Source organism: Bifidobacterium asteroides, assembly GCF_003202695.1.
Taxonomy (GTDB): Bacteria; Actinomycetota; Actinomycetes; order Actinomycetales; family Bifidobacteriaceae; genus Bombiscardovia; species Bombiscardovia asteroides_G.
Genome location: NZ_QGLL01000001.1, coordinates 292,476 through 309,573, shown reverse-complemented (window position 1 = coordinate 309,573; position 17,098 = coordinate 292,476). Strand labels below are relative to the sequence as shown.

Here is a 17,098-nt window from a genome sequence, read left to right as displayed (position 1 = left end):
GGCACAGCCTCCCGACACGCACGCATTTTGTCGAGCCCCGCCCTTCATCAAGCAAGAGCGGATCTAGGCCAGCAGACCCCGGGGCACGAAGAGAGTTCGGGTGCGCAGACGGCGATCCGCACTCATGCCCTCCGGGGCCTGCCGCCTCGGTTCGATTATGGACAGAAGCATGTCAACGCTCTGGCGACCCATGCGATCCACCTGCTGGGAGATGACCGACACCTGGGGACTTATCAGCTGAAAGACCTCCAAGTCATCGAAGGAGACCAGGGGCACACGCGAACGCAGGTCGCCGTCCCACTCCATGGCGACGGCCTTGATGGCATCGGCAGAGTAGCCGAAGATGACCGCGTCCACACCCTGGCCAAGCAGGTTGCGCATGGTCGCGGCCGCCCGAGGACGGTTCTCGAACCCTTGGCGGACCACTAATCCCATCAGTCCTTGGTGGGCTTGCACGCCAGCCAGGAAGGCCTGCTCGCGTTCGCGGAAAGTATAGGAGCGACTCTCTGGACCCGGAACGAAGGCCACTCGTCTGCATCCCTTGGCTGCCAGAGCCTCCAGGGCCGCTTCCATGCCGGGCACAGGGTCGGAATCCACCAGAGGGACACCGGGCAGGGTCTGGTCAGGGCGATCCACGAAGACAACGGGAAATTCCTTTGCCAGCATGGTGCGCAGCATGGGCGACGTGGGCCCGTCAGGCACGACCAGAACGCCGTCCATATGCCGTGACAGGAGGATACGGTAGTAGTCCTCCTGCCTGCTGGCCTGGCAAGAGGACACGCCAATCAGAGGCGCGTAGCCTGCCGAGTAGAGCTGATCCTGGACAGCATAGACCAGCTCCGAGAAATAGGGGTTACGGATATCAGGAACCAGCAGACCTACGGCATGAGAACGCGATGATCGCATGGAACGAGCTCGACTGTCGGGGATGTAGCCCAGCTCCATGGCCGCCCGGCGCACCTTGTCCCTGGTGGGCGGTGAGATGCGCCCCTTGTCGTTAAGCGCCTGGGAGACCGTGGATACGGACATGCCCGTCTGCTTGGCCACATCACTGATGGTCACCGACATGGGAACCCTCCGTCGACGCCTACCGAAATCGGTTGTCTTGCTCCGGACGAGACCGACAGCGGCCGGCCCGCACAGACCTCTCGTGAGTTTCCAGTATAGAGGAACATGATGCAGCCTTTCATCACGGCGAGGCAGGATCGGCCGGGTTGGACTAGAGTGGTCTTGTTCGCGCGGCTGGTGGCAGCAGCCGTGACACACATCGCAGAATTCCATCGGTCAAGACCGTACCGGATCGTCGCGCGGGCTCCTCACCTTCCCGTAGCAGCCCCGATGCGGATGGGCACTAGAGGTGCCGGAGAGGCAAGGTGACAGTGATGAGCATGTCGGAGAGCAGCAGCTTGAAGGGAATTTCCGGTCACAGGCTGATCGAACGGGCGCTCGCCCTAGCAGCGGCGCTCTGCCTGACGGTTACGGGCGCAGGCTGCGGAGCCAAGGGGGCAGACGACAAGGCTGACGACAGCGCCAAACTCTCCTTCATGCTGGACTGGACGCCTAACACCAATCACGTCGGCATATACGTAGCCCGGCACTTGGGCTACTTCGACAAAGCCGGTTTGAAGCTGACCATCCTGCCCACGGCCCAGGCAGGAGCTGAAACCTCCGTTCAGAACGGAGTCGCCGACGTAGGATTCTCGAAGCTGAGCAACCTGGCCACCTTCAACTCCCAGGGAGCCGATCTGCGGCAGGTCTTCAACATAGGACAGCACTCAGTGGCGCGCTGGTGCTCGCTGGCCTCACGCGCCGACATCCAGACCCCCAAGGACTTCGACGGCAAGACCTTCGTCAGCTTCGGCTCGGCCGAACAGACTGCCGTGGTCAAGCAGATGATCCGTCATGCAGGCGGCAAGGGCGACTTCAAGCGGGTGACCAGCGGCACCAACACCTTCGCCACCCTGACCAGCGGCAAGGGTGACTTCGCAGGCTTCTACGCCAACTGGGAGGGCATAGAGAGCGAGCTCAAGGGCCCGGCGCTGCACTGCTTCACCCAGGCCGACTGGGGAGTGCCAGGCAACCCCGACCAGCTGGGCTTTGTGGTCAAAAATTCCTGGCTGCAGCAGGAAGACCACCGTCGCGTCCTGACGGCATTCGTCAAAGCCTGTCTGAAGGGCTACGACTACGCCCTGAGCCATCCAGACCAGGCAGCGGACATCCTGGTCCAGGAGACCAAGGGATCAGCCATCGACCCAATCCTGGCCAAACGCTCCATGGAAAGCATCGTCAAGGAGGGATACTGGGTCGACAGTCCAGATCAAAAGAACATCAGCGGACTGATCAACGTCAAGGACGCCCAGGACTATCTGGACTTCCAGTTCAAGGCTGGCACCTATCGGAACGCCAAGAAGGGCGACCCAGACAAGGCCCCGCAGGCCAAGGATCTATGGACTGACCGCTACGTGCGGGAAGCAACCGATCGATGAAGAAACATGAGCGGAGCAGAGCCCGGGCGCTGCCCCCGGCACTCACTCTGCTGGCGCTGTTGATCATCTGGGAGCTGGCTGCCCGCCTAGGGGGAGTCAGCGAACAGGCTCTGCCTGCGCCCAGCCAAATCCTGGTTGCCACGGTGCAGTCCTGGAATGAGCTGCTGCCCGCGACCGCCATCACCGCCCTTGAAGGCCTGCTGGGCTTCCTTCTGGCTACGGCCCTAGGACTGGTGACGGGCCTGGCTCTTTACAGCTGGCGAACCCTGCACGATGCCCTCTACCCCCTGATCGCAGGCGCACAGATGATTCCGCTGATCACCATCGCCCCCTTGTTCGTGATCTGGTTCGGATTCGAACCCCTGGGCAAAGTAGTCATCGTGGCCGTCTTCGCCCTCTTCCCCATCGTGGTCCAGACCTACCGGGGCCTGAAGTCCGTGCCACGCTTCTACCAGGATGTGGCTCTGAACTGCGGAGCAACCCGAACCTGGACCCTCTGGCACGTCAAGCTGAGGGTGGCTGCTGGGCAGATCTTCGGCGGTCTGCGCATCAGTGCCGCCTATGTCTTCGCTACCGCGGCCACTTCGGAGTATCTGGGCGCCAGGAACGGCCTGGGCATATGGCTGCAGACGGCATTCAACTCCTTTAGAACTCCGCTGATCTTCTCGGCCACCCTGGTCATCATCCTGCTGACCGCCCTTCTCTTGGGCATGATTACCTTGACTGAACGTCTGCTGCTGGGCGATGCTGGCGACGATGATATGGTTAATTCGGACGACGAGTGAAGCGTCCTGTGGCAACAATCACATATCGAATGTGACGGACCGGCCCAAACGAGCATTGCGAGCTCACAATCCAGTGCGCTATCTACGGCTGGCGAGCAGAAGGACCGACCTGCCATAATAGGAATCTACGGATCAGTAAGATCCAAGATTATTTGACCGAGGATGAGAGGGACGATATCCATGAGCTATCCAGATGATGCAAGCAGCGGGAACCAGGGTCCCAATGAGCAGAGTTCGGCGAACGGCTGGGCCCAGAACGCTCAAGTGAACGGAACCGGCTCAGGACCCGCAGCCTACTCGAACCAGCCCCAAGCAGGACAATCCAGCTACACAGGAGCAGCCTCAAATCAGAGCAACACCTACCATCCGATCGGCGAAGCTGAGAACCTCGCCAGCGATTATCGCCAAGGACAGCCTTACCAAGAACAAGCCTACGGTCAGCAGCCCGGCTATAACCAGCAACAGCCCTATGGACAGCAGTACTACAGACAGCCGCAGGAGCCCTATGAGCAAGGTCCGAATCCTGGCCAGACCAATGGTCAGCCCAATGGCACAACCCCTCTGGCTGGCTATGCATCGGGCAACACTTATCAGTCGCCCGGGAGTTGGTCACAGACAGGCTATCAATCGGGATATCAAGCAGGCTACCAGCCCGGACCCCAGGTTCCGCAGTATCCGGCCCACCCCTATGCAGATGCCGGATTCAACGGCGAGCCGCCACTGAACGCGCCCTGGCAAGGCATCGACTTCGCAAATGCCTGCAAGCGTTTCTTCGTCAAGTATTTCGTTTTCTCCGGAAGGGCCTCCCGAGGAGAATACTGGTGGCCCGCTCTGATGAGTTTCCTCATCTACTTCGTGCTCGCGCTGATCACCTCGGGATTCCCCTTCATGGGACAAATCCTGTCTTTCCTTGTCTCCCTTGGACTTTTCATACCCAATCTGGCAGTGGGCATACGGCGACTTCATGACACCAACTTGTCCGGCTTCTGGATACTCCTGCCCTTCGTATGCGATCTGGTGGGCTGCATTCCTCTGGTCTTCGCCATCCTGGCTGTGGTAAGCGGGCAACTGGGATCCTCGCTTTCCTTGCTGGGCTTCAGCATACTGCTCATAATCGCCGGAACCGTTACCGGGATCATTCTGCTGGCCCGGCCCAGCGATCCACGAGGAGCCCGATTCGATCGCTGAGTCCAGGCTTGTCCCTCGCCCCGACCTATGCCAAGGCGGGGGGCAGAGGTACTCAAAGTTCTATATGAGGCTTGTTGGGTTCCTCAGGCACATGGGCAAACTTGGCCTGCAAGGCCTCGCGGCTCTTGCGCTCGTCATCCTCCTTGGCCTTGCGCTTGGCCTCCTCGGGATCCCAGAGCACTTCCTGACGATGATGATCCCACTCAGCACCCGTCAAAGGGGCCAGCAGATCTGCGAAAGCCTCCGGATCATCCAGCAACCCTAGGGCGCGGGTGACATCCTCGTCGGACAGGAAGCCCCGGGGAATGCCCAGTCGCTCATTGAGCTCATTGACATAGACCAGGATTGGCGCGGCGGCCACAGCATGGTCAGGGTCAGCGCCTGCGCGCTGAAGTAGATCACGGCAGATCATCAGGCTCATGGACAGTGCTCGCGCTACGCCCTCCTCGTCCTGCGGGGAATTGGGGGATTTATTCTGGTCGTTCAGCGACTGCTCAGCCTTGACTACGCCGGCAGCTACATCCTGCTGCCGAGCCTGATCCCAGCCGCTGCTCAGGGTTTCAGCCAAGTCCGCAAGCGTCTTGGACTGATCGCCTTGCGCCTGTGCAGCCTCTTCGATGGCATCGTTGGCCGCCATGAGGGCATCCACCAGCTCCTGGGGTCGACCGGGGATGTCTTCAGCCCCCTCATAGACGTATTCAGCGTCGGGAATGGTCACATCCCCGCCCGTCATCAGCTGCGCCAGCACCATGCTGATGCGCACCTGCAAGTCCTCCGCATACTTGGCATCGTTGGCCAGATGCCCGGCATCCGTCAAAGGCCAAAGGTCTACAAGTCTGGCCCCCTGCTCAGCTGCCTCAGCCACGGCGGGCCGTCCGGCTATCGCCTCCATGCTTGCCTGTACATCCACCATGATCATCAGCTCCTTCATCAGGTTCTCGGACAGTCATCCACGACAGTATCCCTAGCCATCCTATGCCGCTCAGGCAGTCTTCACGCGCCTGCCGCCGGGTCTGCGTACGCGATTCCAAGCACTTTGCCGGTATCACAGTCCAGGGTTATAGAGGTTACCGAGGCCAGAGCGGTAGCCCGAAGAAGCATATTGTGCTCAGGATGACCGGTCTCCAAGAGGTGGCGATATGACCAAATGGGTGACTCGTGCGAGACGGCTAGAATTTGCGCATCAGGATGGCTGCGGACCATCTGCCGAACGAAGTCACCCACTCGCCGGGCGATTTGCCGGTACGACTCCCCCCAGCTGGGACGGCGCAAGTCCAGGATCAGCCGCAGGTTGGAGGGCCGCCATAGAGCCCCTTGCCCACGACCGATGCGCTTGCCCCGAAATTCGTTACCGGCCTCGATCAGACGGCTATCGTAAATAGGCTCCAAGGGTTTCAAACCGTGCCGGACACGTCCGGGATTGATCTGCTCAAGAAGGATGGCCGTGGTCTCCCTGGTCCTGTCCAGCGGAGAGGAATAGACGGCTTCCAGATCATGCATGCCGGGAGCTTCGGCCATAAAGCGGGCCGTCGCCTCGACCATGGCTCTGCCTCGGTCAGACAGATGGAATCCCGGCAATCGCTCATAGAGAATATGATCGGGATTATCAACTTGGCCATGACGGACGAAATGAATGGTCGTCGCGGGCACAACCCACCTCCCAGGCCCCCAGCGGGCCTCATGAAAGACCATGGCGAGGGGTAGAATTTCAGTATCCGGATGGCGCCCATCAGGCGCCGATATGGTTACCACTGTAGCAGTCCCCCGATCAGCTCCACATCCTTTACACATCTGGAAAATCCTGCGTGCAGACATGTTTCGGGACTGCGAAAGCCCCAAGGAAAGGGAGACGAACAGCCCATGCCACGGCAATTGAAGGCGGCTCTGGTCGAAGCCGTTCACAGGATCTTCGGAGGATACTCTGCGCTCCTGCGACTGCCTCACACGGCGCGATTCGCGGTAGGGTCGGTCATCGCCTCCATGCCCTTCCCCATGGTGGGCATGACCATCACCATCTCGGTGCAGCACTACTACGGCAGCTATTCCCTGGCCGGAGCTCTGACCGCCATCCAGGCCGTAGCCCTGGCCCTGGTAAGCCCCATGCTGGGCAAGCTGGTCGACAAGTTCGGCCAACGACAGGTCTCCATTCCCACGGTTTTGGTCTGGGTCGTCGCAGCCATGGTCTTGATTACATCCATCACCTCCCACGCCCCCACCTGGGTGCTCTATCTGGTCACCCCTTTCATGGCGGCCATTCCGCCATGGGGAGCCATGAGCCGCAGCCGGTGGACGCACCTGCTACGCGGCGCCCACCGAGCCACCAACCAGGCCCTGTCCTTATCAGGGGTCTTCGACGAGGCCATGTGGGTGATCGGCAACCCATTGGCCTCCATCCTGGCGGTCATTTCGGGCGTGCTGGCCTTCTCCTTCACTGGTATCTGCGTGCTGATCGGGGCCTTTATGTTTCTCTCCTGTCGAGAAACCGAGCCGCCCTCGCAGACGGACATGGCCCGCGCCCAAGGCATCACCCGCAAGGAGTACCGGGGAGCGGCAGGCTCAGCAAGTGGCTCGTCTGCGGGCCCAAGAAGGCGGAAACGGCAGCAGCGGGGCCTTCTGGAGCGCCGGCATGATCGCCGTCTGCGCCACCTGGTTCGGTCTGGGAGCCTTCCAAAGCGCGGCGTCCATCTCCATCATCGCCTTCGCCACCGAGCAGGGAATGAAGCAGATGACCGGGTTCGTCTTCGCCTGCTTCTCCTTCAGCTCTCTGGTCGGCGCCCTGCTTTACGGGGCCAAGAACTGGACCATCCCCCTCTGGAAGCGTTTCTACTTCTGCCTGCTGGTGGTCAACCTGGGCATCGGAACTTTCATGTTCGCCAGGAATCTGTGGGCCATCATGGCCATCTACCTGGTCATCGGCATCTGTCAGGCGCCCACCTGGATCAACGGCAACCAGCTCATGCTCCATCTGGTGCCGCCCATCCGCTTCACTGAGGGTATGGCCTGGCTGAGCGCCATGAATTCGATCGGATCCTCGGCCGGTTCGGCCGTGGCCGGGCAATTCATCGACCGTTACGGCTCCCAAGGCGGGTTCGGGGTGGTCACTACATTGGCTCTGACCTCGCTGGCCATCGCCTTTGTAGGCTTCCGTCAGATCCGCAACAGCACCGAGGAACCCATTCTGACCGAGTTGCCCGCCTGAGGGCGTAACGTAAGGCTTTTGCGCACAAGGTGCCCACAGCACCCTGCCAACACAGGAGGAATGATTGAATAGGCTACCGTGCGTAGATTAATCGGGCAGCTGCTCAAATTCGGCATCGTGGGCATCATCGCCTTCCTGATCGACATCGGCATCATGAACCTGCTGATCATGGGACCGCACCTGAACAACGTCCTGGCCGGGGCTATCTCCTTCCTGATCTCACTGGTCTTCAACTATCTGGCCAGCATGCGCTACGTTTTCAAGCATCGTGAGGACATGGCCCGGTGGATGGAGATGGCGGTCTTCCTGGTCTCTTCGATAATCGGCCTGGGGATCAACGAGGCGATCCTGTGGATGGGCACTGCCATGCTGCCACCGGATGCCATTACCACCATGCATGCCCGCTACCTGCTCTACTCCAACGTCGCCAAGATCACAGCCACCGTGGTGGTGGCCATCTGGAACTTCCTGATCCGCAAGTGGCTGCTGGACGCACCGGCGCCGGGCAAACCAGTCAATCCGCGTTCGGTAGCCCACCGTCTGGGGGTCTGGTCCCTGAGTCATCGTCCCTTCGGCTGGCGCTGACCTCCATCGACCCGGCCGAAGCTACTATGGATATGGCAATATAGTGGCTATCCGCCGGACGGGCCAAATCGCCCTTATTGGTCATGCCGGACGGACCGGAAAGGAAGCACCATGCCCGTTATCCACACTCATGTAAGCACGCCCATCACCGCTGAGCAGCGCGAACGGATCAAGACCGCCTATGGCAAGGCCATCAGCGCTGTTCCCGGCAAGTCCGAAGGCTGGCTCATGTGCCCCTTCGAGTCGGACATGCCCATCTACTTCGGCGGCGACGACAGCAAGCCTGCCGCCTACGTGGAAGTCAACGTCTTCGGCAGCGACGTCCCCAAGTCCGCTTGGGAAAGCCTGACCAAGGCCATCATGGATACCCTGGAATCAGAGCTGTCCATCCCCAAGGACCGCACCTACATCCGTTACACGGCCACTACTGATTGGGGTTGGAACGGCGGCAACTTCTAGTGAGCAGCCGCCAGTAACGCATAAGGAGGCCTTCCCGCGCATTTATCCGCTGCGGGAAGGCCTCCTGCTTAAGCCCGGATCCCTATTGCAAAAAGGATCGTTACGGGATGATCAGGATCGGCGAATTGAAAACGAACGCCGACCCTGATTTGCTACTCCGCGACGACCTTGACCGTAAAAGCGGCCGAGATCTCGGGATGCAGGGCTACGGTGGCCGGGAACGCGCCGGTGGTCTTGATGGTCTCCACGGAGATGGTGCGGGGATCCACGTCGGCCAGGGGACGAAGAGCCTGGGCGATGGCATCACTGGAGATGCCGCCGAAGAGCTTGCCTGAATCGGACACCTTGGCTGAGATTTCGACGGTCTGTCCATCGATGGCAGCCTTGGCAGCCACGGCATCCTCACGGGTGGCCATGGACTTGGCGCGACGGGCCCGCTGCAGGGACTCGATCTGCGCGGCAGCGCCCTTGGACCAGGCGAAGGCCAGTCCCTGGGGGATCAGAAAGTTGCGTGCATAACCGGGCTTGACCGCGACAACGTCGCCCTTGTGACCCAGATCGGTCACGGTATCAGTCAGAATAACCTTGGTTTCCTTTGCCATAATTCTGACCTCCCTCAGCGACCGTTGGTGGCGTAGGGCAGCAGGGCCATCTCGCGGGCGTTCTTGATAGCCTTGGAAATCTCGCGCTGCTCCTGGACGGTGACGCCGGTGATGCGGCGGGAACGGATCTTGCCGCGGTCCGAGATGAACTTGCGCAGCAGAGCCACGTCCTTGTAATCGATGGTATGAATCTTGGCGGCCCTCAGAGGATTCGGCTTCTTCTTGAAGGGCTTGACCGGCGGTTGCGGCCTTTTACGTGACATTGATACTCCTTAAATAACTGATGACGCTATGAAACTTCAGAATTCAGGTTCGTCCCCGGAACCGCCGAACTCGCCGGTGGACCCGAAGGATCCAAAGGAATCGCCGGACCCGGTCGATGACCAAGGATCCTGAGCAGGGGCCTGCTGGCTCTGTGCTGGCTGCTGACGGCCCATAGGAGCCGATGCCGCACCGGCACCACCGCCCTGGTAGGAAGCCCCGCCCTGGTAGCCACCGTTGCTGGAGCCTGCGAAACCGCCACGGGATCCGCCGTCAACATTGGTGTTCCTGGTGACCTGAGCGGTGTTTCGCGTCAGCGCAGGTCCTATCTCGTCCAGACGCAACTCCACGACCGTGCGGTTGTTGCCCTCACGATCCTGATAGGAACGCTGCACCAGACGACCCTGGGCGATCACCCTCATGCCCTTGGCCAGGCTGGCCTGAATATTGGAGGCCATGGGACTGTAGGTGGAGTCCCAGGCCGAGCAACGCAGGAAGAGCGAGTCGCCGTTCTCCCACTGCCCTGAGTTCCTGTTGAACTGCCTGGGCGTGGACGCGATGGTCAGGTCGGCCACCGTGCCTCCGTTGGAGGTCGTACGCACCTCCGGATCCGCAGTGAGATTGCCCACCACGGTGATGTATGTATCTCCTGCCATGTCACGACCTTTCCTTGGGATGAGGACTTGGGGATGGGCCTCCTGAGGGGCGGATCCCAGCGCCTTCGGACCTTTTGACCCGAGGGCCGGATGTCAGCCGACGATTCGGCGCCCTCCTGCTGTTTGCCTACTTGTCATCCTTGCGAAGAATCTTGGTGCGGATGACGGACTCGTTCAGGTTGAGCACACGATCAAGCTCAGCGCTGGCGGAAGGCTCGCAGGTGTACTCGACCACCACGTAGTTGCCTTCCTTGTGCTTGTCGATCTCATATGCCAGCTTGCGACGGCCCCAGACGTCGATGCTGTCGACAGAGCCGCCTTCCTTGGTGACCACCTCGAGATACTGGTCGGTCAGCTTCTTCAGCGAGCGCTCATCCATGGCCGGATCGGCGATGAACATCAATTCATACTTATGCGCAGACATCACCCACCTCCTTTGGACTTACAGGTCACGGACCTTCCGTGACAGGAGGGTGTATTGCACCCCAATCATGGCAGAACGATCCTCTGACCACGACGGGAACCCACCTAGTTTACATCCAAGGGTGGTACAGCCACAAGTATCAGTGTCCCTGCTTCCGATAGCGAGCCTCTACAGCCTGCTTATCACCTTCCCACCACTTGCGGTGACGGCTATACCAGGCGATCGTCTCAGACAGACCCTGCTCGAAGTCCCGATGCAGAGGCCGCCAACCGAGATCCCGACGTATCTTTCCCGCATCAATGGCATATCTACGGTCTCCTCCAGGCCGGTCTGCCACCAAATCGAACTCGTCGGCCCCGCGGCCCATAAGATGCAGGATCATCCTGAGCACTTCCATGTTGCTCAACTCGCCATCCGCGCCGATGAGGTAGGTTGAGCCCGGCGTGCCATGGACCAGGATGCTCCAAATGGCCCGGCAATCATCCTCTACATGGATCCAATCCCGGATCGCTCGACCCTGGCCGTAAATTCGCGGACGGATTCCGGACAGGATGTTGGTGATCTGCCGCGGAATGAATTTCTCGATGTGCTGATAGGGACCGTAGTTATTGGAGCAGTTGGATATGGTCACCCGGGTTCCATAGGTGCGCCACCAGGCACGCGCCAGATGATCCGCCCCAGCCTTGGTTGCCGAATATGGACTCGAGGGCCGGTAGGGACTGGTTTCAGTGAAGCGGCGCGGATCACCGAAGTCGAGATCACCGAAAACCTCGTCAGTGGATACCTGATGAAAGCGAAGATCGTGGCGACGGGCTGCTTCCAGCAGAACATAGGTGCCATAGAGATTGGTCCTGATGAAGGGCTCCGGATCCTGGATGGAGTTGTCGTTGTGCGACTCAGCCGCAAAATGGACGATGGCATCGACATGATACTGGCGGATGGCGCGATCCACGGATTCGACATCGCAGATATCGGCGTGGACCATGTCGATCCGATCGGGAATAAGGCCATGAAGGTTATCTATTTTGGCTGCATAGGTGAGCAGATCGTACACTACGATGTGCGTGTCGGGATGGTGCGCCAGCACATAACGCACAAAATTCGTGCCGATGAACCCGGCACCCCCCGTAACCATCAGGCATGAAGGCCCAGCTGACTCATGGTCCTCAACACTGCCCGAACGAAGCCCGGATGCCTTACTTTCGTTCTTCATAGTCAGGGGTCCGTTCCCCATCATCCGAAAGCATCCGACGCATGGCTTGCACCGCTTCGGGCGAGGCAATGTAGTCATCAGCGACATGCTCATGAGAATGCATGTCACGCGGCAGAGCCATGTAATCGCCATAGGCCTTACTCAGGTACTCACGATAATTGCTGGGCACCGGAACAGCGATTCCACGGAAAGGCAGAGTCGTTGAACCGGTCCAGTCACCGGTCAAGTAGGGGCCGGACGGGCGCACCTCGTCGATGTTCTCAATGCCCCTGACCAATCCTGTAGCCCCATCAGCCGTGGGCAGGATGGATACGCGAGCCGCCAGATCCTCCAAGTGTGCGTGCAGGTCGGATTCCAAGGCGGGTATCAGAGGATCTGCGCCGGAAATATAAATATCCCGGCTCCAGGAGGAACTCGCGTATTGTCTGCGGATTTCCTGGACATACTGCACACGCTCCTGGGTGCAGACCCGCCATGCATCCTCCGGATCGCCCGACACCCAATCCAGCGGAAAAAGATCAACGAAGCAGGGGTTGGCCTCATCTGTAGACCGGAATCTGATCTGCTTGCATGGCACATACCAATCCCAGACGACTGTGACGCGGAAACGGCCATCTTCACGCACGGCTTTTTCCAATCGGCTCAACTGCTCACGAGTGATGTAGACGTCAATATCGTCATCCCAGGGGATGAAATCCCGCTGGCGAAAGGCGCCCAGCACTGTACCGCCGGTACCCCAGTAGGAGATCTCGTGATCCCGGCAAAACTGATCGAAGAGTTCGAACAGCCTGGCTTCTGCATCCTGGAAGAGCGCATGAATACCTTCGGCCTTGGGCAACCCTCTAAAGAATCTGAGTTGAGCCTGCTCAGTCGTCTCATGATCTCCCCGGAACAGCTGCCAATACATGACGCTATTCGAATCATGGACGTATTCCAGGGTCTCATTCAACCCACGACATTGCTTCTCCAGACGGTCGATACTCTCCTGAGCCTTGCCTAAAGCCTTCTGTTGATCATCAATCACCTGAAGGAGTTGGGCGTATCTGGCATCGTCCTGCGCCCGGAAGCCCCGCAAAGACCGTGAGGAAATGGGCAGGCGCCCCTTGATGTCGGCGATCAGACGGCTATTCATTGTCCATGCCTTTCACTGCGACATTGTCGGCCTGCCATATGGCCGGCCGCATGCCGAAATACCGACCGGTGCGTTCCAGTCCTTGCGCCAGCCCGACCTCCGCCTCAAATCCCAGAGCTCGTATTTTGGAAGTATCAAGAATATTGTCCTCCGGAGGCGAGAAGCGCGCAAGCTCATCCTGCTTGGGCTGCCCTTGCCGCACCAGACCGCCCGGGCGCCCAAAAAGCTGTGTCAATTGCTGAGCCACCCCAGCTATGGTGACTGCCTCCCTGCCGTTGGCGATATTGTATGTGCAATCCTGACCACGCAGCAGAAGCAGCATGATGCCATAGACCGCATCCTTGATATAGCAATAACTGCGTCGCTGCAGACCAGGACTGTGCATTTCGATGTCCCTGCCCTCCTTAAGCATCCGCAAAAAAAGCGTGACGATCTTGGGATCGTCGAGACGGTCACCTGGCCCATACAGATAGGCCATGCGCGCCACGGTCACAGGAAGACCGAGCTGCAGACATGCCCCTGCGCAAAGGTTTTCAGCGGCTAACTTGCTGATTGGATAGCAGTTGCGGACTACAGCCGGATCGAAGCTTCCCGTATCCTCCTCCGTGAGGATCCCCCCCTGGCTATGACCCCCATAGGCTTCAACGCTGGACAGATAAACAATCCGGGAAGGCTTGGCGTCCAGGCCTGACAGATATTGCAGGATCTGTTCAGTCCCAACCACATTGGTCATCATGGTCCCCAAGGGATCGGATTGGTAGGCCACGGGGTCGGCATTGCTGGCGGCATGGATGCAATACTCCACCGGCCCTTCGTTTTCCAGACAGAGGGGGGCGCGAATATCCTGCTCCACGATCTGCAGCCATGGACCTTCCCAATCGCCGCCCAAAACATCTCGCAGACGTTGCCGACTCCTGACCAGAGCAAGAACATCGATATGCAGGCCATGACGACGGCGCAAAGCAGCCATCAGATGCAAAATGAAGGAACCCACAAAGCCTGTTCCGCCGGTCATCAGTATTCTGCAGCCATCCAGCTGCCGCCACAGGTCCGGATGAGCATCAGCCAGGTCATTCACATCCTGTTTCAGAATGTCTGCATCAACTCGTCTTCCCTCAGTCATCAGGCCATTTCCCTTGCATCGAGATAAGCCTCGAAGAGCGCCACATCCTCGGGACTAGTGAGCTTGAAATTGGAATTGTCCCCAGCTACCGCATGAACCACATGACCAGTTTCGATCAGCAGCGTGCAGGTAGCGACTGAATCATGAATGCCCATCTCATCAGCCTGACGATGGATTAGTGAAAGATCGCGCAGACGCAGGCTCTGCGGAGTCTGGGTTCGCATGATGTGAGAGCGCTCAACAACTCGGCTACTTGACTCGCCATCATCGGTATGAAGCAAGGCCTCGGTCGCCGGCACTACGGTGACGGCATTGCCGTATTTCTCCACGCCGGCTATGTTGGCGTTGATCACTTCTTCAGTCAACAAGGGGCGAACACCGTCATGGATTAAAATGATGTCCTCAGGAGAATACTGCTCCTCCAGATAATGCAGGCCGCAACGAATGGATTCGAAGCCGCTGGCGCCTCCAGGCAAGACGGACCGGACCTTGGTCAGCCCGCAATCCTTGACATACTGCTCAACGATTCCTGTCCACTCGGGCAGGGATACGACAATGATATCCTCGACAGCCACTGCTCGTTGAAAAGCCTCCAAGGTATAGACCAGTACCGGCTTATTGCGAACTACCAGAAACTGCTTGGGCACCGGTCCACGCATACGGGCGCCAACCCCACCGGCCAATACCAGAGCGACGACCCTGACGGTGGGCTCATCTGGGGAATTCATGCTCTTCTTTCCCTGGCTTTCGCGACTCATGCCCTAATTCTATCGAAAGTGCTGCAAGAACTGACAGACTAGAGTGATTCGCCGCCCAGAAGACTGATCTGCAGCCCACGGTCGCTCAGCAAAGCGTATTCCCTGTTCCGCTTGTCTCTGATGGCAAAGACGCAGGAGTTCTCGTCATTGGTGAAGGCAACCATTTTTGTGGGAGCATTGTTGTCCGTCTGCGCGTCATCTCGCACGCGCAGGGACACGACAAGACGAAATTCGCCATTGTTGAAAATGTTCAAGGGTACCGAACAATGCACTACCCGATGCCCGCAGTCCTTTAGACGTATGGTATCGGCACCTGTGTCATAGGCTATACCGCCACGCCGGGTATCGTGCATGGCAACGGCCATATAGAGATTGTCGTACTCAGCACAGTCGTATTCCACGTCAAAGCGGAAGGTATCCGAACTCCTGCAGACCGAGGAGGATACCGGATAGGCACGCAGAAGAGGCACCTCAGCGCTGAGGCCGGTCGGATATTCGTCTCCGGGCTTGTTGCTGTCCGACTGCTTGTCAGGGGCTTTGAGATTCTCCAAGGTGTACCGGTTGGCGACATCATCCTTGTCGCCATTGATCACTACGTGGCCGTCCTTGATCAGAATCGCCCGGTCGCAGTACTTCTTTACGGCACCCATGTCATGGGTGACGAGGATGACCGTCTTGTTGGGATCCTTCTTGACCTCGGTGAAGTAATCATCGCATTTGCGTTGGAAGGCCTCATCGCCGACTGCAAGGACCTCGTCCAGGATCAGTATGTCGCCTTGGGCTTTGATTGCCACCGAAAACGCCAGGCGCACCTGCATGCCGCTGGAGTAGTTCTTCAGCTTCTGATCCATGAACTCGCGCAGTTCAGCAAAGTCCACGATGTCATCATACATGGCGTCGACCTCGCTGGGGGTAAATCCCAGCAGGGCTCCGTTCAGGTAGACGTTCTCGCGGCCTGTCAGCTCCGGGTTGAAGCCCACGCCCAATTCGATGAAGGGCACCAGCTTGCCCGTATAGGAGATATGGCCGCGTTCAGGGTAGTAGATGCCTGAAATCAGCTTGAGCAGGGTCGACTTGCCGCTGCCATTGCGCCCGACGATGCCGAAAAAGTCACCCTTATGCACCTGGAAGGACACATCCTGCAGCACCTGCTGCTCCTTGTATCCCTTGATCCCGCGAGTCCAGTTGATAAAGGCCTGCTTGAGTCCTGTGGCCTGTTCAGTAGGCAGCCGAAAGACCTTGTCCACATGCTCTACGGACAGGACTACGGGCCGATCGTCTTTCTGACGAATTGGTTCCCCAGCCTTGCTCATCACATCACCTCGGCGAATTTGCGATTGTACTTGCGGAATACGCAAACACCCAACACCACCATGACCACAGTGAGCAGGATGGGAATCATGGTCATGAAGGGATTGCTGATCTGATTCCATACAGTTGGAGTGGTTTCCGGCGCGATGAATGAATGCCGGATATCCTGAATGGATTGCGCAATGGGGTTGAGCAACAGCAGCTTGGCTACGACAGGGCCCCACCAATGGTGGATTCCTGACACCGCCGTCAGAGGATAGATGACAGGAATGGAATAGAAGATCACCTGTTGCAACACGTCCCAGATATGCGACACATCGCGGAAGTAGACATACATGGTAGCCATGATCAGCGTGAAGCCCAGGGCCAGAATATACAGCTGGAAGACGCTGATGGGCAGCAACAGGACTCTCCAAGTGAAATGCACCTTACAGAAGATGGCAAAGATGAGGACCACGATCAGATTGATGCCGTAACTGATCAGCGCCCCCATGGTAGCCGATACCACCACGATGTAATTGGGAAAGTGCACCTTGCGCAGAAGGTCGCCGCGATCCACAATCGAACGCAGGCCTATGGAAGTCGACTCGTTGAAGAACTGCCAGGAGCTTATGCCCAGAAGCAGCACAACAGGATAGGTCGGCGTGCCATCAGTCATCCTGAGGAATTTAGCGAAGACCAAATACATGACCACAAAGAGCATCAGCGGCTGCAGAACCGACCAGGCAACCCCAAGAAAGGATCCCTGATACCTGAGCTTGAAATCAGTCTTGACAAGCTCACGCAGAATAACCAATGAATAGTGGTATCGCTGGCGTAATCTATCTACGATGCTTCTCACAACCGTACAGACTACCAGAGCCCCTCAATGACAAGAACTCCCCTGCTTCCTTTGTTCATTACTGACACAATGGTT

General features: G+C 58.6%; 18 protein-coding genes and 1 pseudogene. 6 read left to right on the top strand and 13 right to left on the bottom strand.

Annotated elements, in window-relative coordinates:
* Nucleotides 1–63: 63 nt before the first annotated feature.
* Nucleotides 64–1,068 (bottom strand): LacI family DNA-binding transcriptional regulator, encoded by a 1,005-nt coding sequence (locus tag DKK75_RS01155; RefSeq protein ID WP_181414384.1) that lies wholly within the window; start codon nucleotides 1,066–1,068, stop codon nucleotides 64–66.
* A gap of 314 nt (nucleotides 1,069–1,382) precedes the next feature.
* Here DKK75_RS01155 and DKK75_RS01150 point away from each other — a divergent pair, with 314 nt between their 5' ends.
* The 3 genes from DKK75_RS01150 (at nucleotide 1,383) to DKK75_RS01140 (ending at nucleotide 4,459) form a co-directional block, all read left to right on the top strand.
* A complete protein-coding gene (locus DKK75_RS01150) occupies nucleotides 1,383–2,486 on the top strand; it encodes an ABC transporter substrate-binding protein (protein ID WP_110451632.1) in 1,104 nt (367 codons plus the stop codon).
* On the top strand, nucleotides 2,483–3,271 hold the full coding sequence (locus DKK75_RS01145; protein ID WP_110451631.1) for an ABC transporter permease: 789 nt from the start codon (nucleotides 2,483–2,485) through the stop codon (nucleotides 3,269–3,271). The genes DKK75_RS01150 and DKK75_RS01145 overlap by 4 nt, the downstream gene beginning before the upstream one ends.
* A 180-nt stretch (nucleotides 3,272–3,451) precedes the next feature.
* Nucleotides 3,452–4,459 (top strand): DUF805 domain-containing protein, encoded by a 1,008-nt coding sequence (locus DKK75_RS01140; protein ID WP_181414383.1) that lies wholly within the window; start codon nucleotides 3,452–3,454, stop codon nucleotides 4,457–4,459.
* Nucleotides 4,460–4,511: 52 nt separating this feature from the next.
* On the opposite strand, the gene DKK75_RS01135 is transcribed toward DKK75_RS01140, so the two are convergent.
* Complete coding sequence (locus tag DKK75_RS01135; RefSeq protein WP_146208598.1) at nucleotides 4,512–5,372, bottom strand: hypothetical protein; 861 nt, start codon at nucleotides 5,370–5,372, stop codon at nucleotides 4,512–4,514.
* A gap of 80 nt (nucleotides 5,373–5,452) precedes the next feature.
* A complete protein-coding gene (locus DKK75_RS01130; protein WP_110451778.1) occupies nucleotides 5,453–6,109 on the bottom strand; it encodes a histidine phosphatase family protein in 657 nt (218 codons plus the stop codon).
* Nucleotides 6,110–6,319: 210 nt separating this feature from the next.
* Between DKK75_RS01130 and DKK75_RS01125 the strand changes: the two are divergent.
* The 3 genes and pseudogenes from DKK75_RS01125 (at nucleotide 6,320) to DKK75_RS01115 (ending at nucleotide 8,702) form a co-directional block, all read left to right on the top strand.
* A pseudogene (locus DKK75_RS01125) lies at nucleotides 6,320–7,658 on the top strand (MFS transporter).
* Between the two features lie 78 nt (nucleotides 7,659–7,736).
* On the top strand, nucleotides 7,737–8,243 hold the full coding sequence (locus tag DKK75_RS01120) for a GtrA family protein (RefSeq protein ID WP_110451628.1): 507 nt from the start codon (nucleotides 7,737–7,739) through the stop codon (nucleotides 8,241–8,243).
* A 111-nt stretch (nucleotides 8,244–8,354) separates the two neighbouring features.
* A complete protein-coding gene (locus DKK75_RS01115; protein WP_110451627.1) occupies nucleotides 8,355–8,702 on the top strand; it encodes a phenylpyruvate tautomerase MIF-related protein in 348 nt (115 codons plus the stop codon).
* Nucleotides 8,703–8,854: 152 nt separating this feature from the next.
* Here the strand turns inward: DKK75_RS01115 and rplI are convergent, their stop codons facing one another.
* The 10 genes from rplI to DKK75_RS01065 all read right to left on the bottom strand — a co-directional run bounded on the left by rplI (nucleotide 8,855) and on the right by DKK75_RS01065 (nucleotide 17,023).
* Nucleotides 8,855–9,304, bottom strand: coding sequence for a 50S ribosomal protein L9 (gene rplI, locus DKK75_RS01110; RefSeq protein WP_110451626.1), 450 nt, complete (start codon nucleotides 9,302–9,304; stop codon nucleotides 8,855–8,857).
* Nucleotides 9,305–9,318: 14 nt separating this feature from the next.
* On the bottom strand, nucleotides 9,319–9,567 hold the full coding sequence (rpsR, locus tag DKK75_RS01105) for a 30S ribosomal protein S18 (protein WP_015021310.1): 249 nt from the start codon (nucleotides 9,565–9,567) through the stop codon (nucleotides 9,319–9,321).
* A gap of 36 nt (nucleotides 9,568–9,603) precedes the next feature.
* Nucleotides 9,604–10,221 (bottom strand): single-stranded DNA-binding protein, encoded by a 618-nt coding sequence (locus DKK75_RS01100; RefSeq protein WP_110451625.1) that lies wholly within the window; start codon nucleotides 10,219–10,221, stop codon nucleotides 9,604–9,606.
* Nucleotides 10,222–10,348: 127 nt separating this feature from the next.
* Nucleotides 10,349–10,645 (bottom strand): 30S ribosomal protein S6, encoded by a 297-nt coding sequence (rpsF, locus tag DKK75_RS01095; RefSeq protein ID WP_110451624.1) that lies wholly within the window; start codon nucleotides 10,643–10,645, stop codon nucleotides 10,349–10,351.
* 139 nt (nucleotides 10,646–10,784) lie between these two features.
* Nucleotides 10,785–11,780 carry a dTDP-glucose 4,6-dehydratase gene (gene rfbB / locus DKK75_RS01090; protein WP_181414407.1) on the bottom strand — a complete coding sequence of 332 codons (996 nt, stop codon included), beginning with the start codon at nucleotides 11,778–11,780 and terminating at the stop codon, nucleotides 10,785–10,787.
* A 61-nt stretch (nucleotides 11,781–11,841) separates the two neighbouring features.
* Nucleotides 11,842–12,990 carry a LicD family protein gene (locus DKK75_RS01085; RefSeq protein WP_110451622.1) on the bottom strand — a complete coding sequence of 383 codons (1,149 nt, stop codon included), beginning with the start codon at nucleotides 12,988–12,990 and terminating at the stop codon, nucleotides 11,842–11,844.
* A complete protein-coding gene (locus tag DKK75_RS01080) occupies nucleotides 12,983–14,113 on the bottom strand; it encodes an NAD-dependent epimerase/dehydratase family protein (protein ID WP_110451621.1) in 1,131 nt (376 codons plus the stop codon). The genes DKK75_RS01085 and DKK75_RS01080 overlap by 8 nt, the downstream gene beginning before the upstream one ends.
* On the bottom strand, nucleotides 14,113–14,871 hold the full coding sequence (locus DKK75_RS01075; protein ID WP_110451620.1) for an IspD/TarI family cytidylyltransferase: 759 nt from the start codon (nucleotides 14,869–14,871) through the stop codon (nucleotides 14,113–14,115). Before DKK75_RS01075 ends, DKK75_RS01080 begins: the two co-directional genes overlap by 1 nt.
* Before the next feature lie 38 nt (nucleotides 14,872–14,909).
* A complete protein-coding gene (locus DKK75_RS01070; RefSeq protein ID WP_110451619.1) occupies nucleotides 14,910–16,184 on the bottom strand; it encodes an ABC transporter ATP-binding protein in 1,275 nt (424 codons plus the stop codon).
* Nucleotides 16,184–17,023 (bottom strand): ABC transporter permease, encoded by an 840-nt coding sequence (locus tag DKK75_RS01065; protein ID WP_110451618.1) that lies wholly within the window; start codon nucleotides 17,021–17,023, stop codon nucleotides 16,184–16,186. Before DKK75_RS01065 ends, DKK75_RS01070 begins: the two co-directional genes overlap by 1 nt.
* Between the last annotated feature and the right edge of the window lie 75 nt (nucleotides 17,024–17,098).